General features: G+C 70.2%; 16 protein-coding genes. 7 read left to right on the plus strand and 9 right to left on the minus strand.

What is annotated here, in order from left to right; translation table 11 throughout:
• Positions 1-24 precede the first annotated feature (24 nt).
• Positions 25-291, plus strand: coding sequence for a zf-TFIIB domain-containing protein (locus ACQP2P_RS05290; protein WP_433613811.1), 267 nt, complete (start codon positions 25-27; stop codon positions 289-291).
• A 63-nt stretch (positions 292-354) separates the two neighbouring features.
• On the opposite strand, the gene ACQP2P_RS05295 is transcribed toward ACQP2P_RS05290, so the two are convergent.
• Both ACQP2P_RS05295 and ACQP2P_RS05300 read right to left on the minus strand, forming a co-directional pair.
• A complete protein-coding gene (locus tag ACQP2P_RS05295) occupies positions 355-612 on the minus strand; it encodes a WhiB family transcriptional regulator (protein WP_190257048.1) in 258 nt (85 codons plus the stop codon).
• A gap of 380 nt (positions 613-992) precedes the next feature.
• The gene (locus tag ACQP2P_RS05300; protein WP_433613813.1) at positions 993-1,931 is read right to left on the minus strand and encodes a diacylglycerol/lipid kinase family protein; all 939 of its coding nucleotides are present in this window, start codon (positions 1,929-1,931) and stop codon (positions 993-995) included.
• Between the two features lie 53 nt (positions 1,932-1,984).
• Between ACQP2P_RS05300 and ACQP2P_RS05305 the strand changes: the two genes are divergently transcribed.
• Positions 1,985-2,404, plus strand: a complete 420-nt coding sequence (locus tag ACQP2P_RS05305; protein WP_433613814.1) for a hypothetical protein — start codon at positions 1,985-1,987, stop codon at positions 2,402-2,404.
• Positions 2,405-2,542: 138 nt separating this feature from the next.
• Entirely contained in the window at positions 2,543-3,238 is a 696-nt protein-coding gene (locus tag ACQP2P_RS05310) for a FadR/GntR family transcriptional regulator (RefSeq protein WP_433613815.1), read from the plus strand.
• Positions 3,239-3,275: 37 nt separating this feature from the next.
• Here ACQP2P_RS05310 and ACQP2P_RS05315 read toward each other — a convergent pair whose 3' ends face one another.
• The 3 genes from ACQP2P_RS05315 to sodN all read right to left on the minus strand — a co-directional run bounded on the left by ACQP2P_RS05315 (position 3,276) and on the right by sodN (position 4,724).
• A complete protein-coding gene (locus tag ACQP2P_RS05315; RefSeq protein ID WP_433613816.1) occupies positions 3,276-3,710 on the minus strand; it encodes an ATP-binding protein in 435 nt (144 codons plus the stop codon).
• 40 nt (positions 3,711-3,750) lie between these two features.
• Positions 3,751-4,236, minus strand: coding sequence for an N-acetyltransferase family protein (locus ACQP2P_RS05320; RefSeq protein ID WP_433613817.1), 486 nt, complete (start codon positions 4,234-4,236; stop codon positions 3,751-3,753).
• Positions 4,237-4,319: 83 nt separating this feature from the next.
• Positions 4,320-4,724: a superoxide dismutase, Ni gene (gene sodN, locus ACQP2P_RS05325; RefSeq protein WP_433613818.1), complete on the minus strand. Its 405-nt coding sequence runs from the start codon at positions 4,722-4,724 to the stop codon at positions 4,320-4,322.
• 69 nt (positions 4,725-4,793) lie between these two features.
• Here sodN and ACQP2P_RS05330 point away from each other — a divergent pair, with 69 nt between their 5' ends.
• The 3 genes from ACQP2P_RS05330 (at position 4,794) to ACQP2P_RS05340 (ending at position 7,373) form a co-directional block, all read left to right on the plus strand.
• Complete coding sequence (locus ACQP2P_RS05330) at positions 4,794-5,108, plus strand: S24/S26 family peptidase (RefSeq protein ID WP_433089854.1); 315 nt, start codon at positions 4,794-4,796, stop codon at positions 5,106-5,108.
• 118 nt (positions 5,109-5,226) lie between these two features.
• On the plus strand, positions 5,227-6,408 hold the full coding sequence (locus ACQP2P_RS05335) for an NAD(P)-dependent malic enzyme (protein WP_433613819.1): 1,182 nt from the start codon (positions 5,227-5,229) through the stop codon (positions 6,406-6,408).
• Between the two features lie 20 nt (positions 6,409-6,428).
• The gene (locus ACQP2P_RS05340) at positions 6,429-7,373 is read left to right on the plus strand and encodes a zinc-binding dehydrogenase (RefSeq protein WP_433613820.1); all 945 of its coding nucleotides are present in this window, start codon (positions 6,429-6,431) and stop codon (positions 7,371-7,373) included.
• 82 nt (positions 7,374-7,455) lie between these two features.
• Here ACQP2P_RS05340 and ACQP2P_RS05345 read toward each other — a convergent pair whose 3' ends face one another.
• Positions 7,456-8,346, minus strand: a complete 891-nt coding sequence (locus tag ACQP2P_RS05345) for an alpha/beta hydrolase family protein (RefSeq protein WP_433613821.1) — start codon at positions 8,344-8,346, stop codon at positions 7,456-7,458.
• 73 nt (positions 8,347-8,419) lie between these two features.
• On the opposite strand from ACQP2P_RS05345, the gene ACQP2P_RS05350 reads away from it, so the two are divergent.
• The gene (locus tag ACQP2P_RS05350) at positions 8,420-9,049 is read left to right on the plus strand and encodes a Pr6Pr family membrane protein (RefSeq protein ID WP_433613822.1); all 630 of its coding nucleotides are present in this window, start codon (positions 8,420-8,422) and stop codon (positions 9,047-9,049) included.
• A 162-nt stretch (positions 9,050-9,211) separates the two neighbouring features.
• On the opposite strand, the gene ACQP2P_RS05355 is transcribed toward ACQP2P_RS05350, so the two are convergent.
• The 3 genes from ACQP2P_RS05355 to ACQP2P_RS05365 form a co-directional block, all read right to left on the minus strand.
• Entirely contained in the window at positions 9,212-10,276 is a 1,065-nt protein-coding gene (locus ACQP2P_RS05355; protein ID WP_433613823.1) for an alpha/beta hydrolase family protein, read from the minus strand.
• 187 nt (positions 10,277-10,463) lie between these two features.
• A complete protein-coding gene (locus tag ACQP2P_RS05360) occupies positions 10,464-10,643 on the minus strand; it encodes a DUF6104 family protein (protein ID WP_350611610.1) in 180 nt (59 codons plus the stop codon).
• A 74-nt stretch (positions 10,644-10,717) separates the two neighbouring features.
• Positions 10,718-14,431: a multifunctional oxoglutarate decarboxylase/oxoglutarate dehydrogenase thiamine pyrophosphate-binding subunit/dihydrolipoyllysine-residue succinyltransferase subunit gene (locus tag ACQP2P_RS05365; protein WP_433613824.1), complete on the minus strand. Its 3,714-nt coding sequence runs from the start codon at positions 14,429-14,431 to the stop codon at positions 10,718-10,720.
• Between the last annotated feature and the right edge of the window lie 100 nt (positions 14,432-14,531).

Consider the following 14,531-nt stretch of genomic DNA (forward strand, 5'->3'; position numbering starts at 1 on the left):
ACGTGCCCCAAGTGTCGTGGCGAGATGCGCCAGTTCGAGCGGAGCGGTGTCACCGTCGACCAGTGCCTGGAGTGCCGCGGGATCTTCCTCGACCGCGGTGAGCTGGAGCGGCTGATCGACGCCGAGCAGGCCTGGCAGGGCAGCCGGCAGCCCCATCAGCCGACTCACCAGCCGTCATACGGCTATCAGCAACCATATCCCCAATCGCACGGTGGCTATGGTCATTACGGCCATCACAAAAAGCACCGGCGCCATCACCGTGAGAGTTTCTTCGGAGAGCTGTTCGACTAGATGCAACAACGCCCCGGCCGAATGGCCGGGGCGTTGTTGTCTAGATGCGTGCGTGGGAAAGGCTCAGGCAGAGTGAGCGCGGACCCGAAGGCCGCCGCGACGCTTCATCAGGCGACGCTCGTCTTCGCTCATTCCGCCCCAGACGCCGGCGTCCTGACCCGAGTCGAGGGCCCACTGGAGGCACTCGGAGGTCACGGAGCAGCGCTGGCAGACCGCCTTAGCCTGCTCAACCTGCAGCAACGCCGGGCCGGAGGTCCCAATGGGGAAGAACAGCTCCGGGTCCTCGTCGCGGCAGAGGGCATGGTGGCGCCAGTCCGACATGGCGGCAACACTCCTTGTTTTTTCGCGGATCGTTGTTGGTGATTCCCGTTATGCATCTCATGTAACGGTTCGGCTAGGCGGAGCCTGAAGATCCGTTGCATGTGTGCGGGCAACGCTCAGTGGTCGTTTCGCTTGTGAATGCTTTCACGAACTACCGCGATGTCAAGGGGTCCAAACCAAAAAAATCCAAGTCGGTGAGCAAGCTCACGCACTGTTTGTCCGATTTTATGGCGACTGGTGACCCTGGATCGCAACAGTCAGTGACCAATGTAGTACGGTTCGGTCAACGACCGGAGGGCTTTCGGAGATGCGGCCGCGGTGTCTCTGTCGCGACTCTCTGCAACTTTCTCCCCCTTCGGTGGATGATCGCCCGGGGTGACTCAACACACTACGCGTAACGCACCCGGGACGGACGCGAAATCCAACTTGTCAACCTCGCCGAGGTACTCCCCGTCGACCTGATACGCGATCGGCTTCGCGGCGGTCAGCGTGAACCCCGGCAGGTCGTGCAGTTGCAGCACCTGCTTTCCCTTCGGGGTCCGGCGGCTGGACAGCAGCTGCGACACCGTCCGAGCGGTGCCGGCGATCTGCAGTTCCCGAAGGCCGAGCACGTCCAGGCCCGTGTCGAAGGAGGCGCGCGGGTTCGGATTGACCGGCCGCTCGCCGATGTACGTCCACGGTGCCGTGTTCTGCACCAGCATCCACGTTAGCCCGCTTGTGGCCGGTTCGCCCGGCAACTGCATGGTGAGCAGCGGCACGCGCCGATTCGTGGCGGCGTACTGGGCCATGAAGGCGCGCAGGTAGAGCAGCGGCGTGGAGGTCGAGCCCTTGTGCCGCGCCTGGTCGACCCGGCGCACGACCTCGGCGTCGATGCCGAGGCCGGCGCAGAAGGTGAAGTAGCGGTCGTCGGCCCGGCCGAGGCCGATCAGCCGTTCGCGCCGGTCCCGCAGCGCCTCGAGGATCGCGCCCGTGCCCTCCGCCCAGTCGCTGGGCAGCCCGAGCGCCCGGGCGAACACGTTCGTGGAGCCGCCGGGCACGACCGCGAGGGCGGGGCGCTCCTGGGCGCGGTTCGCGGCGGGCCCCGCGTCGAAGGTCATCAGGCCGTTGACGGCCTCGTTGACGGTACCGTCGCCGCCGAGGGTGACCACGAGGTCGAGGCGCTCCCGGGCGGCGTCGCGGGCCAGGTCGGCGGCGTGCCCCCGGCGGCGCGTGTAGACCACGTCCAGGTCGACCTGGCTGCGCAGCGCCCGCACCAGGATGTCCCGGCCGCGCTCGGTGGTGGTCGTCGCGTTGGGGTTGACCACCAGAAGGGCTCGCATGGGCGGCACTGTACCCGGTTCGCTGCGCGATAAGGTTGGCCCGTGAGGATGTCGTGAGCAGGAGGGACGTGCAGGTGGGCGCGGTCGGGGAGGTTCCCGGCCGGACTCCGGCGACCCTGCGCTGGGCGGTCCGGCTGCTGCTGGTGGAGGGGGCCGGGCTGGCCGCCGTGACCCTGTGGCTGGTGTATCTCGACCTGACCTCCGACGCCGCCTCGGTGCCCGGGGCGGTCTCGGTGACCGTCTATCTCGCCCTCATGACCGTGTGCTTCGCCGGTGTCGGGTTCGCCCTGCACCGCCGGCGGCGCTGGGCCCGCGGCCCGGGCATCGTGGTCTCGATGCTGCAGATGCCGATCGGTCTCACGATGCTGCAGACGGGCCAGCCGTGGATCGGCGGACCACTCTTCGTGCTCGGGCTGACCGGCGCTGTGCTGCTGTTCGCGCCCTCGACGCGCATCGCTCTCGGTGTTCGTTAGATCGACAGCTGTAGAGCTTCTCGTCGTTCGCTGTGCGCACCTGTTCGCGGCTCGGACAGAAATTCCTGTCGCACCGCGAGTCCGCTATCTCACAGTGACTGATCCGTAGACGGTTTCGGTGCTTTACGCTCGGTTGTCGTGACGGTCGCTCCCGCCTATCAGGTCCTCGCCGAGCGCATCCGCGTCGACATCGTGTCCGGCCAGTTGCGCCCCGGCGAGCGCCTCCCCACCGAACCGCAGCTGTGCGAGCAGTCGGGCCTGAGCCGCTCGACGGTGCGCGAGGCGCTGCGGTTACTGAGCAGCCAGCACCTGATCGTCACCACGCGGGGCGTCAACGGCGGCAGCTTCGTCGCCGAGCCCGACGCGTTCGCCCTGGGCGAGTCCCTCGCCGACGGCGTGGGCCTGCTGCTGGCCAGCGGCGCGGTGACCGGCGAGGACTTCCTCGAGGTGCGCCGCATGCTCGAGGTGCCGGCCGCGGGCCTGGCCGCCGCCCGTCGCGAGCCGCAGCACCTCGCGGAGCTCGAGGCCGCGATGTTCGACCCGGAGCACGACGACCTGGAGCGGCGCATCGAGGCGCACGCGGCCTTCCACCTGGCGGTCGCGGGGGCCACCGGCAACTCGCTGCTCGCCCTCGTGGTGCGCCCGCTCTACAGCCTGGCCCGCCGCGAGGCGGTGAGCCGGGTGTCGCCGCCGCCGTTCTGGCGGACGGTGGACCGCGACCACCGGGACCTGCTCGGCGCGATCGAGGCGCAGGACGTGGCCCGGGCGATGGAGCTGGCTCGCGTGCACATCGACAACATCCGCCCGGCCGAACGCGTGCCGGTCGTCGTCTGAGCCGGCGTCCGAGCCGTCATCCGAGCCGGCGTCCGGCTCAGCCCCGCGCCGGCCGGCGCTTGGTCAGCCGGATGCCGGCCTGGTGCGCGTCGACGCTCGCCGACACCTCGTCGGCCAGGGCGCTGAGCACCTGCCACGCGAACGACTCCCCGCCCGGCAGCCGCTCGTCCGGCGAGCCCAGCGGCACGGTCGTGTAGACGGTCAGGGCGTCGGGCGTCACGGTGAACCGGCAGGAGAGTTCCACCGTGTCACCCAGTTGGGGGGTGTCCGCGGCCACGGCGAGCAGCATCGCGCAGGCCTCGTCGACCGCGATGCGCAGGTCCTCGATCTCGTCCAGGGTGAACTGCAGGCGCGCGGCCAGACCGGCCGTCGCGGTGCGCAACACGCCGAGATAGGCGGGCGACGCCGGCACGGCCAGCAGCACCACGTCGTCGCCGTCGGCGCCGGACCTCTTCGGAGCGACCTGAGTCAACGCTATCGAACCCCCCTTCACCGTGGTCCTGCCCGCGACTCTACGACGTCGGCGCACCCGACGACGCGGCGAGTGCTTCCAGCGGCGCGCCGCAGAGGCGATACGGCACCCAATCCTGCTTCGGACCCGCCCCGAGCCTGTCGTAGAACTCGCGCGCCGGATTCCAGTCCAGCACGGCCCACTCCAGGCGGCGGTACCCGTGCGCGACGCACACCGCGGCGAGCGCGGCGACGAGGGCCTTGCCCGCGCCGGTGCCGCGCGCGCCCGGGCGCACGTAGAGGTCCTCGAGGTAGACGCCGTGCACGCCCTCCCACGTCGAGTACGTGAGGAACCACAGCGCCATGCCCACCACCTCGCCCCCGTCCTCGGCCACGTGACAGAACACGGCGGGGGAGGGGCCGAAGAGCGCCGCGTGCAGCTGGCCCTCGGTGAGGTGGCACTCGTCGCGGGCCCGTTCGAACTCGGCGAGCTCGTAGACCATCTCGACGAGCGCGGGGACGTCGTCCGGGGTGGCGGGGCGGATCATGCTGCTACTCCCTGAAAAGCACGACCCCCACCCCGCGGGTGCGGGATGGGGGAGGTTCGATGACGCGGACTCCACAGGCCGGTTCAGGCCTGCTTGGTCTCCCAGAAGATCTTCGCGATCTCGTCGATCTTGGCCAGGAGCTGCTCGGCGACTGCCGGGTCGGCCGAGCCCTTGGCGCCGGCCGCGCCCGCGAGCTTCGTGGCCTCGTTGAACAGGCCGTGCAGCTGCGGGTACTTCTCGAAGTGCGGCGGCTTGAAGTAGTCGGTCCACAGCACCCACAGGTGGTGCTTGACCAGCTCGCTGCGCTGCTCCTTGATCAGCAGCGCGCGAGTGCGAAACTCCGCGTTGTCGTTCGCCTGGTATTTCTCACAGATTGCCTTGACGGACTCGGCCTCGATTCGGGCCTGCGCCGGGTCGTAGACACCACACGGCAGGTCGCAGTGGGCGCTCACCACGGTGCGCGGGGTGAATAGCCGCGACAGTCGCATCGAACCCTCCAGGGTGATTTGCGATGATCCTCAGTGCTGACCCTACTCCTATCCATCTTCGGGGATTTCATGCGCCTACCGTGGTTTGCGGCACTCGTCTCGGGGCCGTCCATGGTGCCGACGCTGCGCTCGGGAGACCGGATTCTGGTGCGGCGCGGGACGTCGGCGCGCCCCGGTGACGTGGTGGTCGCGCGGTTTCGCGCCCGGCCCGGTCTGCTCGTCGTCAAGCGCGTGGAGCGGGCCGACGCCGACGGGTGGTGGGTGGTAGGCGACAACCCCTTCGCCAGTGATGATTCGGCGCGGTACGGCCGCGCGGACATCGTCGGTCGTGTGACATTTCGCTGGTGGCCACAACCAGTGCGCCTGCGCCGCGTCCCGCGCTAAGGTGAGGCGGATACGGGCGACCCCCGGCTGCATTCGCACATTCTTTCGCGCTTTCACCCGCGCCGCGCGTTCTTCCTGTATCACAAGCCGTGGCAAAGGAGCCCCCGTGCTTACATCCGTGTCCGATTCCGTGTCCGATTCCGTGTCCGACCCCGTCTTCGACCTGCACGTCGGCGGAAAGCTCGCGGTGCAGTCGACGGTCCCGCTGTCCACCCGCGAGGACCTCTCCCTGGCCTACACGCCCGGCGTCGCCCGCGTCTGCGAGGCCATCGCCGCGGACGAGTCGCTCGTCCACCGGCTCACCTGGGTCGGCAAGGCCGTCGCCGTGGTGACCGACGGCTCCGCGGTGCTCGGCCTGGGCAACATCGGCCCGCGCGCGGCGATGCCGGTGATGGAGGGCAAGGCCGTGCTGTTCAAGCAGTTCGGCGGCGTGGACGCGGTGCCGATCTGCCTCGACACCCAGGACCCGGACGAGATCGTGCGGATCGTGACCGCACTGGCGCCGTCCTTCGGCGGCATCAACCTCGAGGACATCTCGGCGCCGCGCTGCTTCGACATCGAGCGGCGGCTGGAGGACGCGCTGGCGATCCCGGTCTTCCACGACGACCAGCACGGCACCGCGATCGTGGTGCTCGCCGCCCTGCGCAACGCCTGCAAGGTGCTCGGGCGCGACCTCGGTGACCTGCGCATCGTGGTCAGCGGCGCGGGCGCGGCCGGCGTCGCGGTGACCCGCATGCTCATCAGCGGCGGCGCGGACCCGGGCGAGATCATCGTGCTGGACTCGCGCGGCTGCCTGCACACGGGCCGCACCGACCTCAACCCGATCAAGGCCGCGCTCGCCGCGCAGACCAACGCCGGCGGCGTGACCGGCGACATCGCCTCCGCGCTGCGCGGGGCCGACGTGCTCGTCGGCGTCTCCGGCGGCACGATCGGCGAGGCGGCGCTGGCGGGCATGGCGCCGGAGGGCGCGATCTTCGCGCTGGCCAACCCCACGCCCGAGGTGCACCCGGAGATCGCGGCGCGCTACGCGAGCGTCGTGGCCACCGGCCGCAGTGACTTCCCGAACCAGATCAACAACGTGCTGGCCTTCCCCGGCATCTTCCGCGGGGCGCTGGAGTCGGGGGCGACCCGCATCAGCGACGGCATGAAGATCGCCGCGGCCGAGGCGATCGCCGGCGTGCTCGGCGCCGGTGAGCTCGCGCCCGACACGATCGTGCCGAGCGCCCTGGACCCGCAGGTGGCCCCGGCGGTCGCGGCCGCGGTGGCGGAGGCGGCCCGCCGCGACGGCGTCACCCGTTAACGAGGGTTAAGGTCCTGGGTATGCGTGCCGCTTTCGCAACCGCGTTCAACGATGCCGACCCGCTCGCCGTGCTCGAGATCGGCGATGCTCCCGAGCCGGCGCCCAGGGACGGCTGGGCCGTGGTGGACGTGCGCGCCAGCGCGCTCAACCACCACGACCTGTGGTCCCTGCGCGGCGTCGGGCTGCGCGAGGAGCAGCTGCCGATGACCCTCGGCTGCGACGCCGCGGGCATCGGCCCGGACGGGGCCGAGGTCGTCGTCTACCCGGTCGTCTACAACGAGAAGGGCGACTTCACGATCCTCTCGGAGTACTACCCGGGCACGGTCGCCGAGCAGGTCACCGTGCCGGCGTACAACCTGGTGCCCAAGCCCGCGGAGCTCACCTTCGCCGAGGCCGCGTGCCTGCCGACGGCCTGGCTCACGGCGTACCGCATGCTCACCACCAAGGGCCGCCTCGAGGCCGACGGGGCCGTGCTCGTGCAGGGCGCGGGCGGCGGCGTGGCCACGGCCGCGGTGCTGATCGGCACGGCGCTCGGGGCGCGGGTGTACGCCACCAGCCGCGACGCCGCCAAGCGTGAACGCATCGCGGCTCTGGGCGCGACGGCCGTGGAGCCGGGCGGCCGCCTCCCCGAGCGCGTCGACGTCGTGGTGGAGACGGTGGGCGAGGCCACCTTCGAGCACTCGATGAAGTGCGCGAAGACGGGCGGGCGGATCGTGGTCTCCGGCGCGACGAGTGGTCACCTGCCGCGGGTGAACCTGCGCCGGATGTTCGCGCTGCAGCTGGAGATCCTGGGCACGAGCATGGGCACGCCGCAGGAGCTGGCCGACCTCATGGCCCTGCTCGCGCGCACCGGCATCCGTCCGGTGATCGACTCGGTGGTGCCGTTCTCGCAGGCGCGCAAGGCGTTCGAGCTGCTGCACTCGGGTGACGTCTTCGGCAAGGTCGTGCTGGACCACACCGGCTGAAACGATCCGCTCGCGGCGCCCCGGCCTCCCGTGGGCCGGGGCGCCGCGGCGTTTCCCGCGTCGCCGTGCCCCGGGGCCCGGCTCAGAGGTGCGAGTCGAGCTCGGCGGTGGACGCCAGCGAGGAGCGGGCCGCGGCATCGCCGTACAGCTCCAGCCGCAGGAACTCCAGCGTGCTCTTCGCGACCGTCGGGTACGACGCCGAGGACGGGCTCAGGTACGGGTCGTCGTGGTTGCCGCCCGGGATGGTCAGCATCGCCTTCGCCCACGGGACCAGGTCGTACGTCGCCTTGCCGCTGTCGTAGGTCACCAGCGGATCAGCGTCGCCGTGGACGAAGAAGAGGGCCGCCGGCGTGCCCTGGAAATCGGTGCCCACCCCGAGGCCGCTGCCGGCCAGCACCACCCCCGCGCGCAGGCGTTTGTCGCGCCCGGACGTGAACAGGCCGACCGTCGTGATCGCGCCCGCCGAGTGGCCCGCGGCGGCCAGGCGCCCGGCGTCGATGCGCTTGCCCAGCGGGCCCGCGAGCACCTGCCCGAGCACGAAGCTCGCGTCGGCCGGCTGGTTCAGCACGTCGTACACGTCGAAGTTCACCGCGCCCCGGGTCGTGTTCGGGTAGGCGGGGGCGATCACCACGAACCCGGCCGCCGCCCAGCTCTGCAGCAGCGGCGCGAACTCCTCCGGGGTGCCGTTGAGGCCGTGGCTGAACAGGACCGCGGGGTAGCGTCCGGGCCGGTCCGGCGTCCAGACGACCGTGCGCAGGACGCGGCTCTCGCGGGTGTACGTCACCTGCTGCGACGACACGGAGAGCCCCGGTGGCGGCAGCGTCAGGGACGGCGGCAGCTGTACCGGGGCCAGCGCGCCCGGCACGGTGGGTGCGACCGAGGGGGAGGCGACCACCCGGCGCGCCGGCGCCGGGGCCGTCGAACAGCCGCTGAGCAGGGCGAGCAGGCATACGGCGGCGGCGAGTCGGCGCATGGCACCAACGGTACGAGCGGCGCCGGAGCATGACCGCTTTCCCGCGGGGCGAAATCCGGCTACCTTCCGGCGCATGACTGTCGTGTTCCGCGCGCTGACCGCCGTGTGCGCGGTGGCCGGCATCGTCGCGCTGCAGGTGTCGAACCACGGGGACTGGGGCTCGTTCGTCTACTTCACGGTGCAGAGCGCCGTCATCATCGCCGCGGTGTCCGGGGTCGCCGTGTTCCGGCCGGTGCCCGCCTGGGTCCGCGGCGCGGCGACGCTCTACAGCTGCATCACCGGGATCGTGTACCACACCCTGCTGGCGAACCCGTCCAGCCCGTTCTACCAGGCCGACTCCGGGGCGCACACGCTGCACAACCTGCTGCTGCACTCGGCCGTGCCGATCCTGGCCGCCCTCACCTGGCTGGTCGTCGAGCGGGAGCGGGTGCGGTGGTGGTACGCGGCCGCCTGGCTGTGCTATCCGCTGGCCTACCTGGTGTTCGCCCTCGTGCGCGGGGCGTTCGTGCACGAGTACCCGTACCCGTTCATCGACGTCAACAAGCTCGGTGGACTCGGCGTGACCGAGACCTCGCTCGGCTTCACCGTCGCGTTCTTCCTGCTCGGCCTCGCGCTCATCGGCCTCGGGGCGCTGCTGCGCCGGCTGCTGTCGCGCGACCGGGTGGGCGAGGCCGCCCCCGCCGAGGACCCGGCCTCGGTCTGACCGGGCGGAGTACCCCGACCGGGGGAGTGTGCCCGCAATCCGACACTGTTCGGGCCCTGGCGGCCCCGACACGCTCGGTAGTGTGTCGGCCATGCCCGATGAGCGTATCGACCCGAGTCAGAACACTCAGGCGTTCCAGGCGTGGGTGGACAACAGCAGGAATCAGCCGGCCGAGCCCGCGAGCTCCAGGACGTTGCTCTGGGTCGGCGTCGGCGTCGGTGTCGTCGTGGTGCTCGCGATCGTGCTGTTCGTCGCGCTCGGCTGAGCGCTGGCCTGCGCGTAGATCCCCGACGATTCGAAGTGCGTGAAGCCCGGGAGCGTGGCGTCGCTCGTCAGCCGCATCCGGGCCACGTCATCGCCGTTGAGCGCGTAGTCGAGGAAGTCCAGCAGTGTGGCCAGCACCTGCACGTGGCCGCGCTCCGGATCGTTGGTGCCCGCCCCGTGCTCGCCGCCCTCGATGGTCAGGAACGCCTTGGGCCACGGGTTCTTGCCGTAGGACTCGCGGCCCTGGCTGTAGGCGACGACCGGGTCCTTGTCCCCGTGGACGAACAGCAGCGGCACGGGGGAGCCCTTGTAGGCCGTCGTCGGCCGGCCCGCGAAGATCACGCCGACCTTGAGCCGCGGGTCGCGCTTGCCGGTGAAGAGCCAGTCGGTCGTGGTGCCGCCGCCGGAGTGCCCGATCGCGCCGAGCCGGTCCGGGTCGATGCTGTCGGCGAGCGGGTTGCCCGCCTTCATCATCTGCGTGATCACGAATGAGGCGTCGACGGCCTGGTTGGGCACGTCGGTCTTGTCGAACTTCGGCCCGTCCTTCTTGGTGAAGGGGTAGGCCGGGGCGGCGACGATGTATCCGGACTCGGCCAGGAACTTCGTCATGCCCTCCTGCATCTGCGGGTTGCTGAAGAAGCCGTGGCTCCACAGGATCAGCGGGAACTCGCCGGGCAGGGGCGTGGCGTCGATCTGCACGCGGCCGCGGGTCTGGCGGGCGGAGCCGCGCACCGGGTACCACACGGTCGTCGGCAGCGACCGGCTGCCGCGCGCGAAGCTGAAGTGCCGTACGCCGACCGCGTGCGGGACCTTGGCGGAGGCGTCGACGGCGGTCGCTCCGGCCGCGGTGGTGAACGGTGTGCCGCTGTCGTCACTGCCGGACGCGGCAAAGGCGCTGCCCAGGATCAGCAGGGCAGCGGTCAGCAGCGTGACGGTTGCGGTTCGGGTGCGACGTGCGGGCACGAGAGCAATGTAAGGGCGGCTCGTGCTAAAGCCATATCGCCCGAGTGGGGACATTCGATTGGCTTGCCGGACTACACCGGGATGTCACCGGATGAACCATTTGGACGACCTGTCGACCCTCAGGGGGATAGGCGTCCGCCGATCACCTCGCTAAATTGCGGCAAATGTCCGAAATGGACGGACTGGTCTACTCGTCGTCCTCGTCGTCCAGCCGCGCCAGGTAGACGGCCAGCCGCTCGATCGGCGTCTCGAACTCGGGGTTGAGGTCGACGAAGTCGCGCAGCCGCTCGGCCAGCCACTCGATCGAGACCTCCTCCTCGCCGCGGCGCTGGGCCAGCTCCTCGATGCCGCGATCGGTGAAGTACATGACGCGTCCTTCCGGAAGATGCGAAACGGGGGCACGGCGTCGCCGCCGTGCCCCCGGAAGTTACCGAACCGCGATCACGGCTTCGGCAGGGCCGCCTCGATCAGCGCCTGCTGCTCGGCGTCGTGCAGCTTGGTCGAGCCCACCGCCGGAGCGGCGGCGGCCGGCCGGGAGATGCGGCGCAGCCCCACGCCCTGCAGCTGCTCGAGCAGGTTGAGCGCGATGAACGACCAGGCCCCCTGGTTCGCCGGCTCCTCCTGGACCCAGGCGAAGTCCTCGGCGTTCGGGTACTGCTCCAGCGCCGCCTTGAGCTCCTCGATCGGCATCGGGTAGAGCTGCTCGACGCGGATGATCGCCGTGTCGGTGATGCCGCGGTCGGTGCGCGCCTGCAGCAGGTCGTAGAAGACCTTGCCCGAGCACAGCAGGACCCGCTTCACCGCCTTCGGGTCCAGCGCGGTGCCCTTCACGCCCGGGTCGGCCAGCACCGTGGCGAAGGTGCCGGTGGTGAAGTCCTCGACGCTCGACACGCACAGCCGGTGCCGCAGCAGCGACTTGGGCGTGAAGACCACGAGCGGCTTCTTCTTCGGCGACAGGGCCTGGCGGCGCAGCAGGTGGAAGTGGTTCGCCGGGGTGGTCGGCACCGCCACGCGCATGTTGTCCTCGGCGCACAGCTGCAGATACCGCTCCAGCCGGCCCGACGTGTGGTCGGGGCCCTGGCCCTCGTGCGAGTGCGGCAGCAGCAGCGTGACCGAGGCCAGCTGGCCCCACTTGACCTCGCCGGAGGAGATGAACTCGTCCACGATCGACTGGGCGCCGTTGACGAAGTCGCCGAACTGCGCCTCCCACATGACCAGCGCGTCCGGGTTCTCCACCGAGTAGCCATATTCGAAGCCCATCGCCGCGAACTCCGACAGCAGCGAGTCGTAGACGAAGAGCTTCGCGTTGTCCTTGATCAGCGACGACACCGGCATGTAGTCCGCGCCGGTCTCGGCGTCGACGATCCCGGCGTGGCGCTGCACGAACGTGCCGCGCCGCGAGTCCTGGCCGGAGAGGCGGACCGTGACGCCGTCGTGGACCAGCGAGCCGAACGCGATGATCTCGCTGAAGCCCCAGTCGATGTCGCCCTCGACGGCCATCTTCGCGCGGCGGTCGAGCAGCTGCTGGACGCGCTTGTGCGGGGTGAAGCCGTCGGGGAGCTTGACGTGGGCCTCGCCGATCGCCCGCAGGACCGACTCGTCGATCTTGGTCTCGACCACCGGCTCCGCCTCGGGCTCCCGCAGCCGGGTGAGCCGCGCGGCGGGCGAGCTGGAGGCGTCCCGGGTCGCCTTGAACACCGTCTCGAGCTGCTCGTGATAGTCCTTGAGCAGCGCCTCGGCCTCGGTGATCGGGATGTCGCCGCGACCGATGAGCTCCTCGGTGTAGATCTTTCGCACCGAGCGCTTCTGGTCGATGATCGCGTACATCAGCGGGTTGGTCATCGAGGGGTCGTCGCCCTCGTTGTGCCCGCGGCGGCGGTAGCAGACCAGGTCGATCACGACGTCCTTGTTGAACGCCTGGCGGTATTCGAACGCCAGCCGCGCCACCCGCACGACGGCCTCGGGGTCGTCGCCGTTGACGTGGAAGATCGGCGCCTGGATCATCCGGGCCACGTCGGTCGAGTAGAGCGAGGAGCGCGAGTACTCCGGCGCGGTGGTGAACCCGACCTGGTTGTTGACCACGACGTGGACGGTGCCGCCGGTGCGGTAGCCGCGCAGCTGCGACAGGTTCAGCGTCTCGGCCACGACGCCCTGGCCGGCGAAGGCCGCGTCGCCGTGGATGAGCAGCGGCAGGACGGTGTAGCCCTCGAGCTTGAGGTCGATCTTGTCCTGCTTGGCCCGCACGATGCCCTCGAGCACCGGGTTCACGGCCTCCAGGTGCGACGGGTTCGCGACGACCGAGACGGTGGTCGCGTGCTCGCCGTTCGGGTGCGTGTACTTGCCGGTCATGCCCAGGTGGTACTTCACGTCGCCCGAGCCGTGCGCCGACTTCAGGTCCAGGTGGCCCTCGAACTCGGAGAAGATCTTCTCGTACGGCTTGCCGACGATGTTGGCCAGCACGTTGAGCCGGCCGCGGTGCGCCATGCCGATGACGACCTCGTCGAGCTCGCTCTCGGCCGAGTTCTGCAGGATCTCGTCGAGCAGCGGGATCAGCGACTCGCCGCCCTCCAGGGAGAAGCGGCGCTGCCCGACGTACTTCGTCTGCAGGAACGTCTCGAAGGCCTCGGCGGCATTGAGCCGGTTGAGGATGTGCTTCTGCTCGTCGGTGCTGGGCTTCTCGTAGGGCTTCTCGACCCGCTCGGCGATCCAGCGCCGCTCCTCCGGGTCCATGATGTGCATGTACTCGACGCCGACGCGGCGGCAGTAGGAGTCGCGCAGCACGCCGAGCACGGCCCGCAGCTTCATCTTCTGCTTGCCGGAGAACCCGCCGACCGGGAAGACGCGGTCGAGGTCCCACAGGGTCAGCCCGTGCTCGAGCACGTCGAGGTCCGGGTGGCGGCGGATGCGGAACTCGAGCGGGTCGGTGTCGGCCATCAGGTGCCCGCGCACCCGGTAGGCGTGGATGAGCTCCACGACCCGGGCCGCCTTGTCGATCTGGCCCTCGGAGGTGCGGGCCACGTCGCGGACCCAGCGCACCGGCTCGTACGGGATGCGCAGCGCGGTGAAGATCTGGTCGTAGAACCCGTGCTCGCCGAGCAGCAGCTCGTGCATGACCTTGAGGAACTCGCCGGACTGGGCGCCCTGGATGATCCGGTGGTCGTAGGTGCTGGTCAGCGTGATGATCTTGCTGATGCCGAGCTCGGCCAGGGTCTCGTCGGACATGCCGGCGTAGGGCGCCGGGTATTCCATCGCGCCGACGCCGATGATCGCGCCCTGCCCGGCCATGAGCCGCGGCATCGAGTGCACGGTGCCGATGCCGCCCGGGTTGGTCAGCGAGATCGTGGTGCCGGCGTAGTCGTCCATGGTCAGCTCGTTGCGCCGGGCACGGCGGACGATGTCCTCGTAGGCCGACCAGAACTGGCGGAAGTCCATGTCCCCGGCGCCCTTGATGCTGGGCACGACGAGGGAGCGCGAGCCGTCCGGCTTGGCCAGGTCGATCGCGATGCCGAGGTTGACGTGCTCGGGCTCGACCAGGTTCGGCTTGCCGTCGATCTCGGCGAAGCTGTTGTTCATCTCCGGGTGCGCGGCGATGGCCCGGACCAGCGCGTATCCGATCAGGTGCGTGAAGGACACCTTCCCGCCGCGACCGCGGGCGAGATGGTTGTTGATCACGATCCGGTTGTCGGAGAGCAGCTTGGCCGGCACGGCGCGCACGCTCGTGGCCGTGGGAACCTCGAGCGAGGCGTCCATGTTCTGCACGATGCGGGCGGCCACACCGCGCAGCGGGACGCGCTTCGCGCCGCCGGCGGGTGCGGGAGTCTCGCGCGTCGGCGCGGGCTTGGCGGCGGGGACGGCCTTCTTCGCCGCGGCCTGCTCAGGGGCCTTCTCGGGGGCCTTCTCGACCGGCTTGGCCGCCGGGGCGGCCGGGGCGGGCTTGGCGGCCTTCGTCTCGACCGGCTTCTCGGCGGGCTTGGCCGGCGCCGCGGCCTCGGCAACGTCCGGGGCGGGCTTGTAGTCGGCGAAGAAGTCGTGCCACGCCGAGTCCACGCTCGCCGGGTCCGCGAGGTACCGCTGGTACATGTCCTCGACGATCCACTCGTTCGGGCCAAATCCCGCCAGCGGATTCTCCTGCGAGTTGGTCGCTTGGGTCGACACGGCTCTTGATCGCCTCTTCCAAACGCGAGTTGCTAGGGGTTACGGATGTCCGGTCCTTTAGGCTACGCGCTGCCTAACGCTCGTTCGTCGCCGACGCCGC

The organism is Dactylosporangium sp. CA-139114 (genome assembly GCF_050955725.1).
GTDB lineage: Bacteria > Actinomycetota > Actinomycetes > Mycobacteriales > Micromonosporaceae > Dactylosporangium.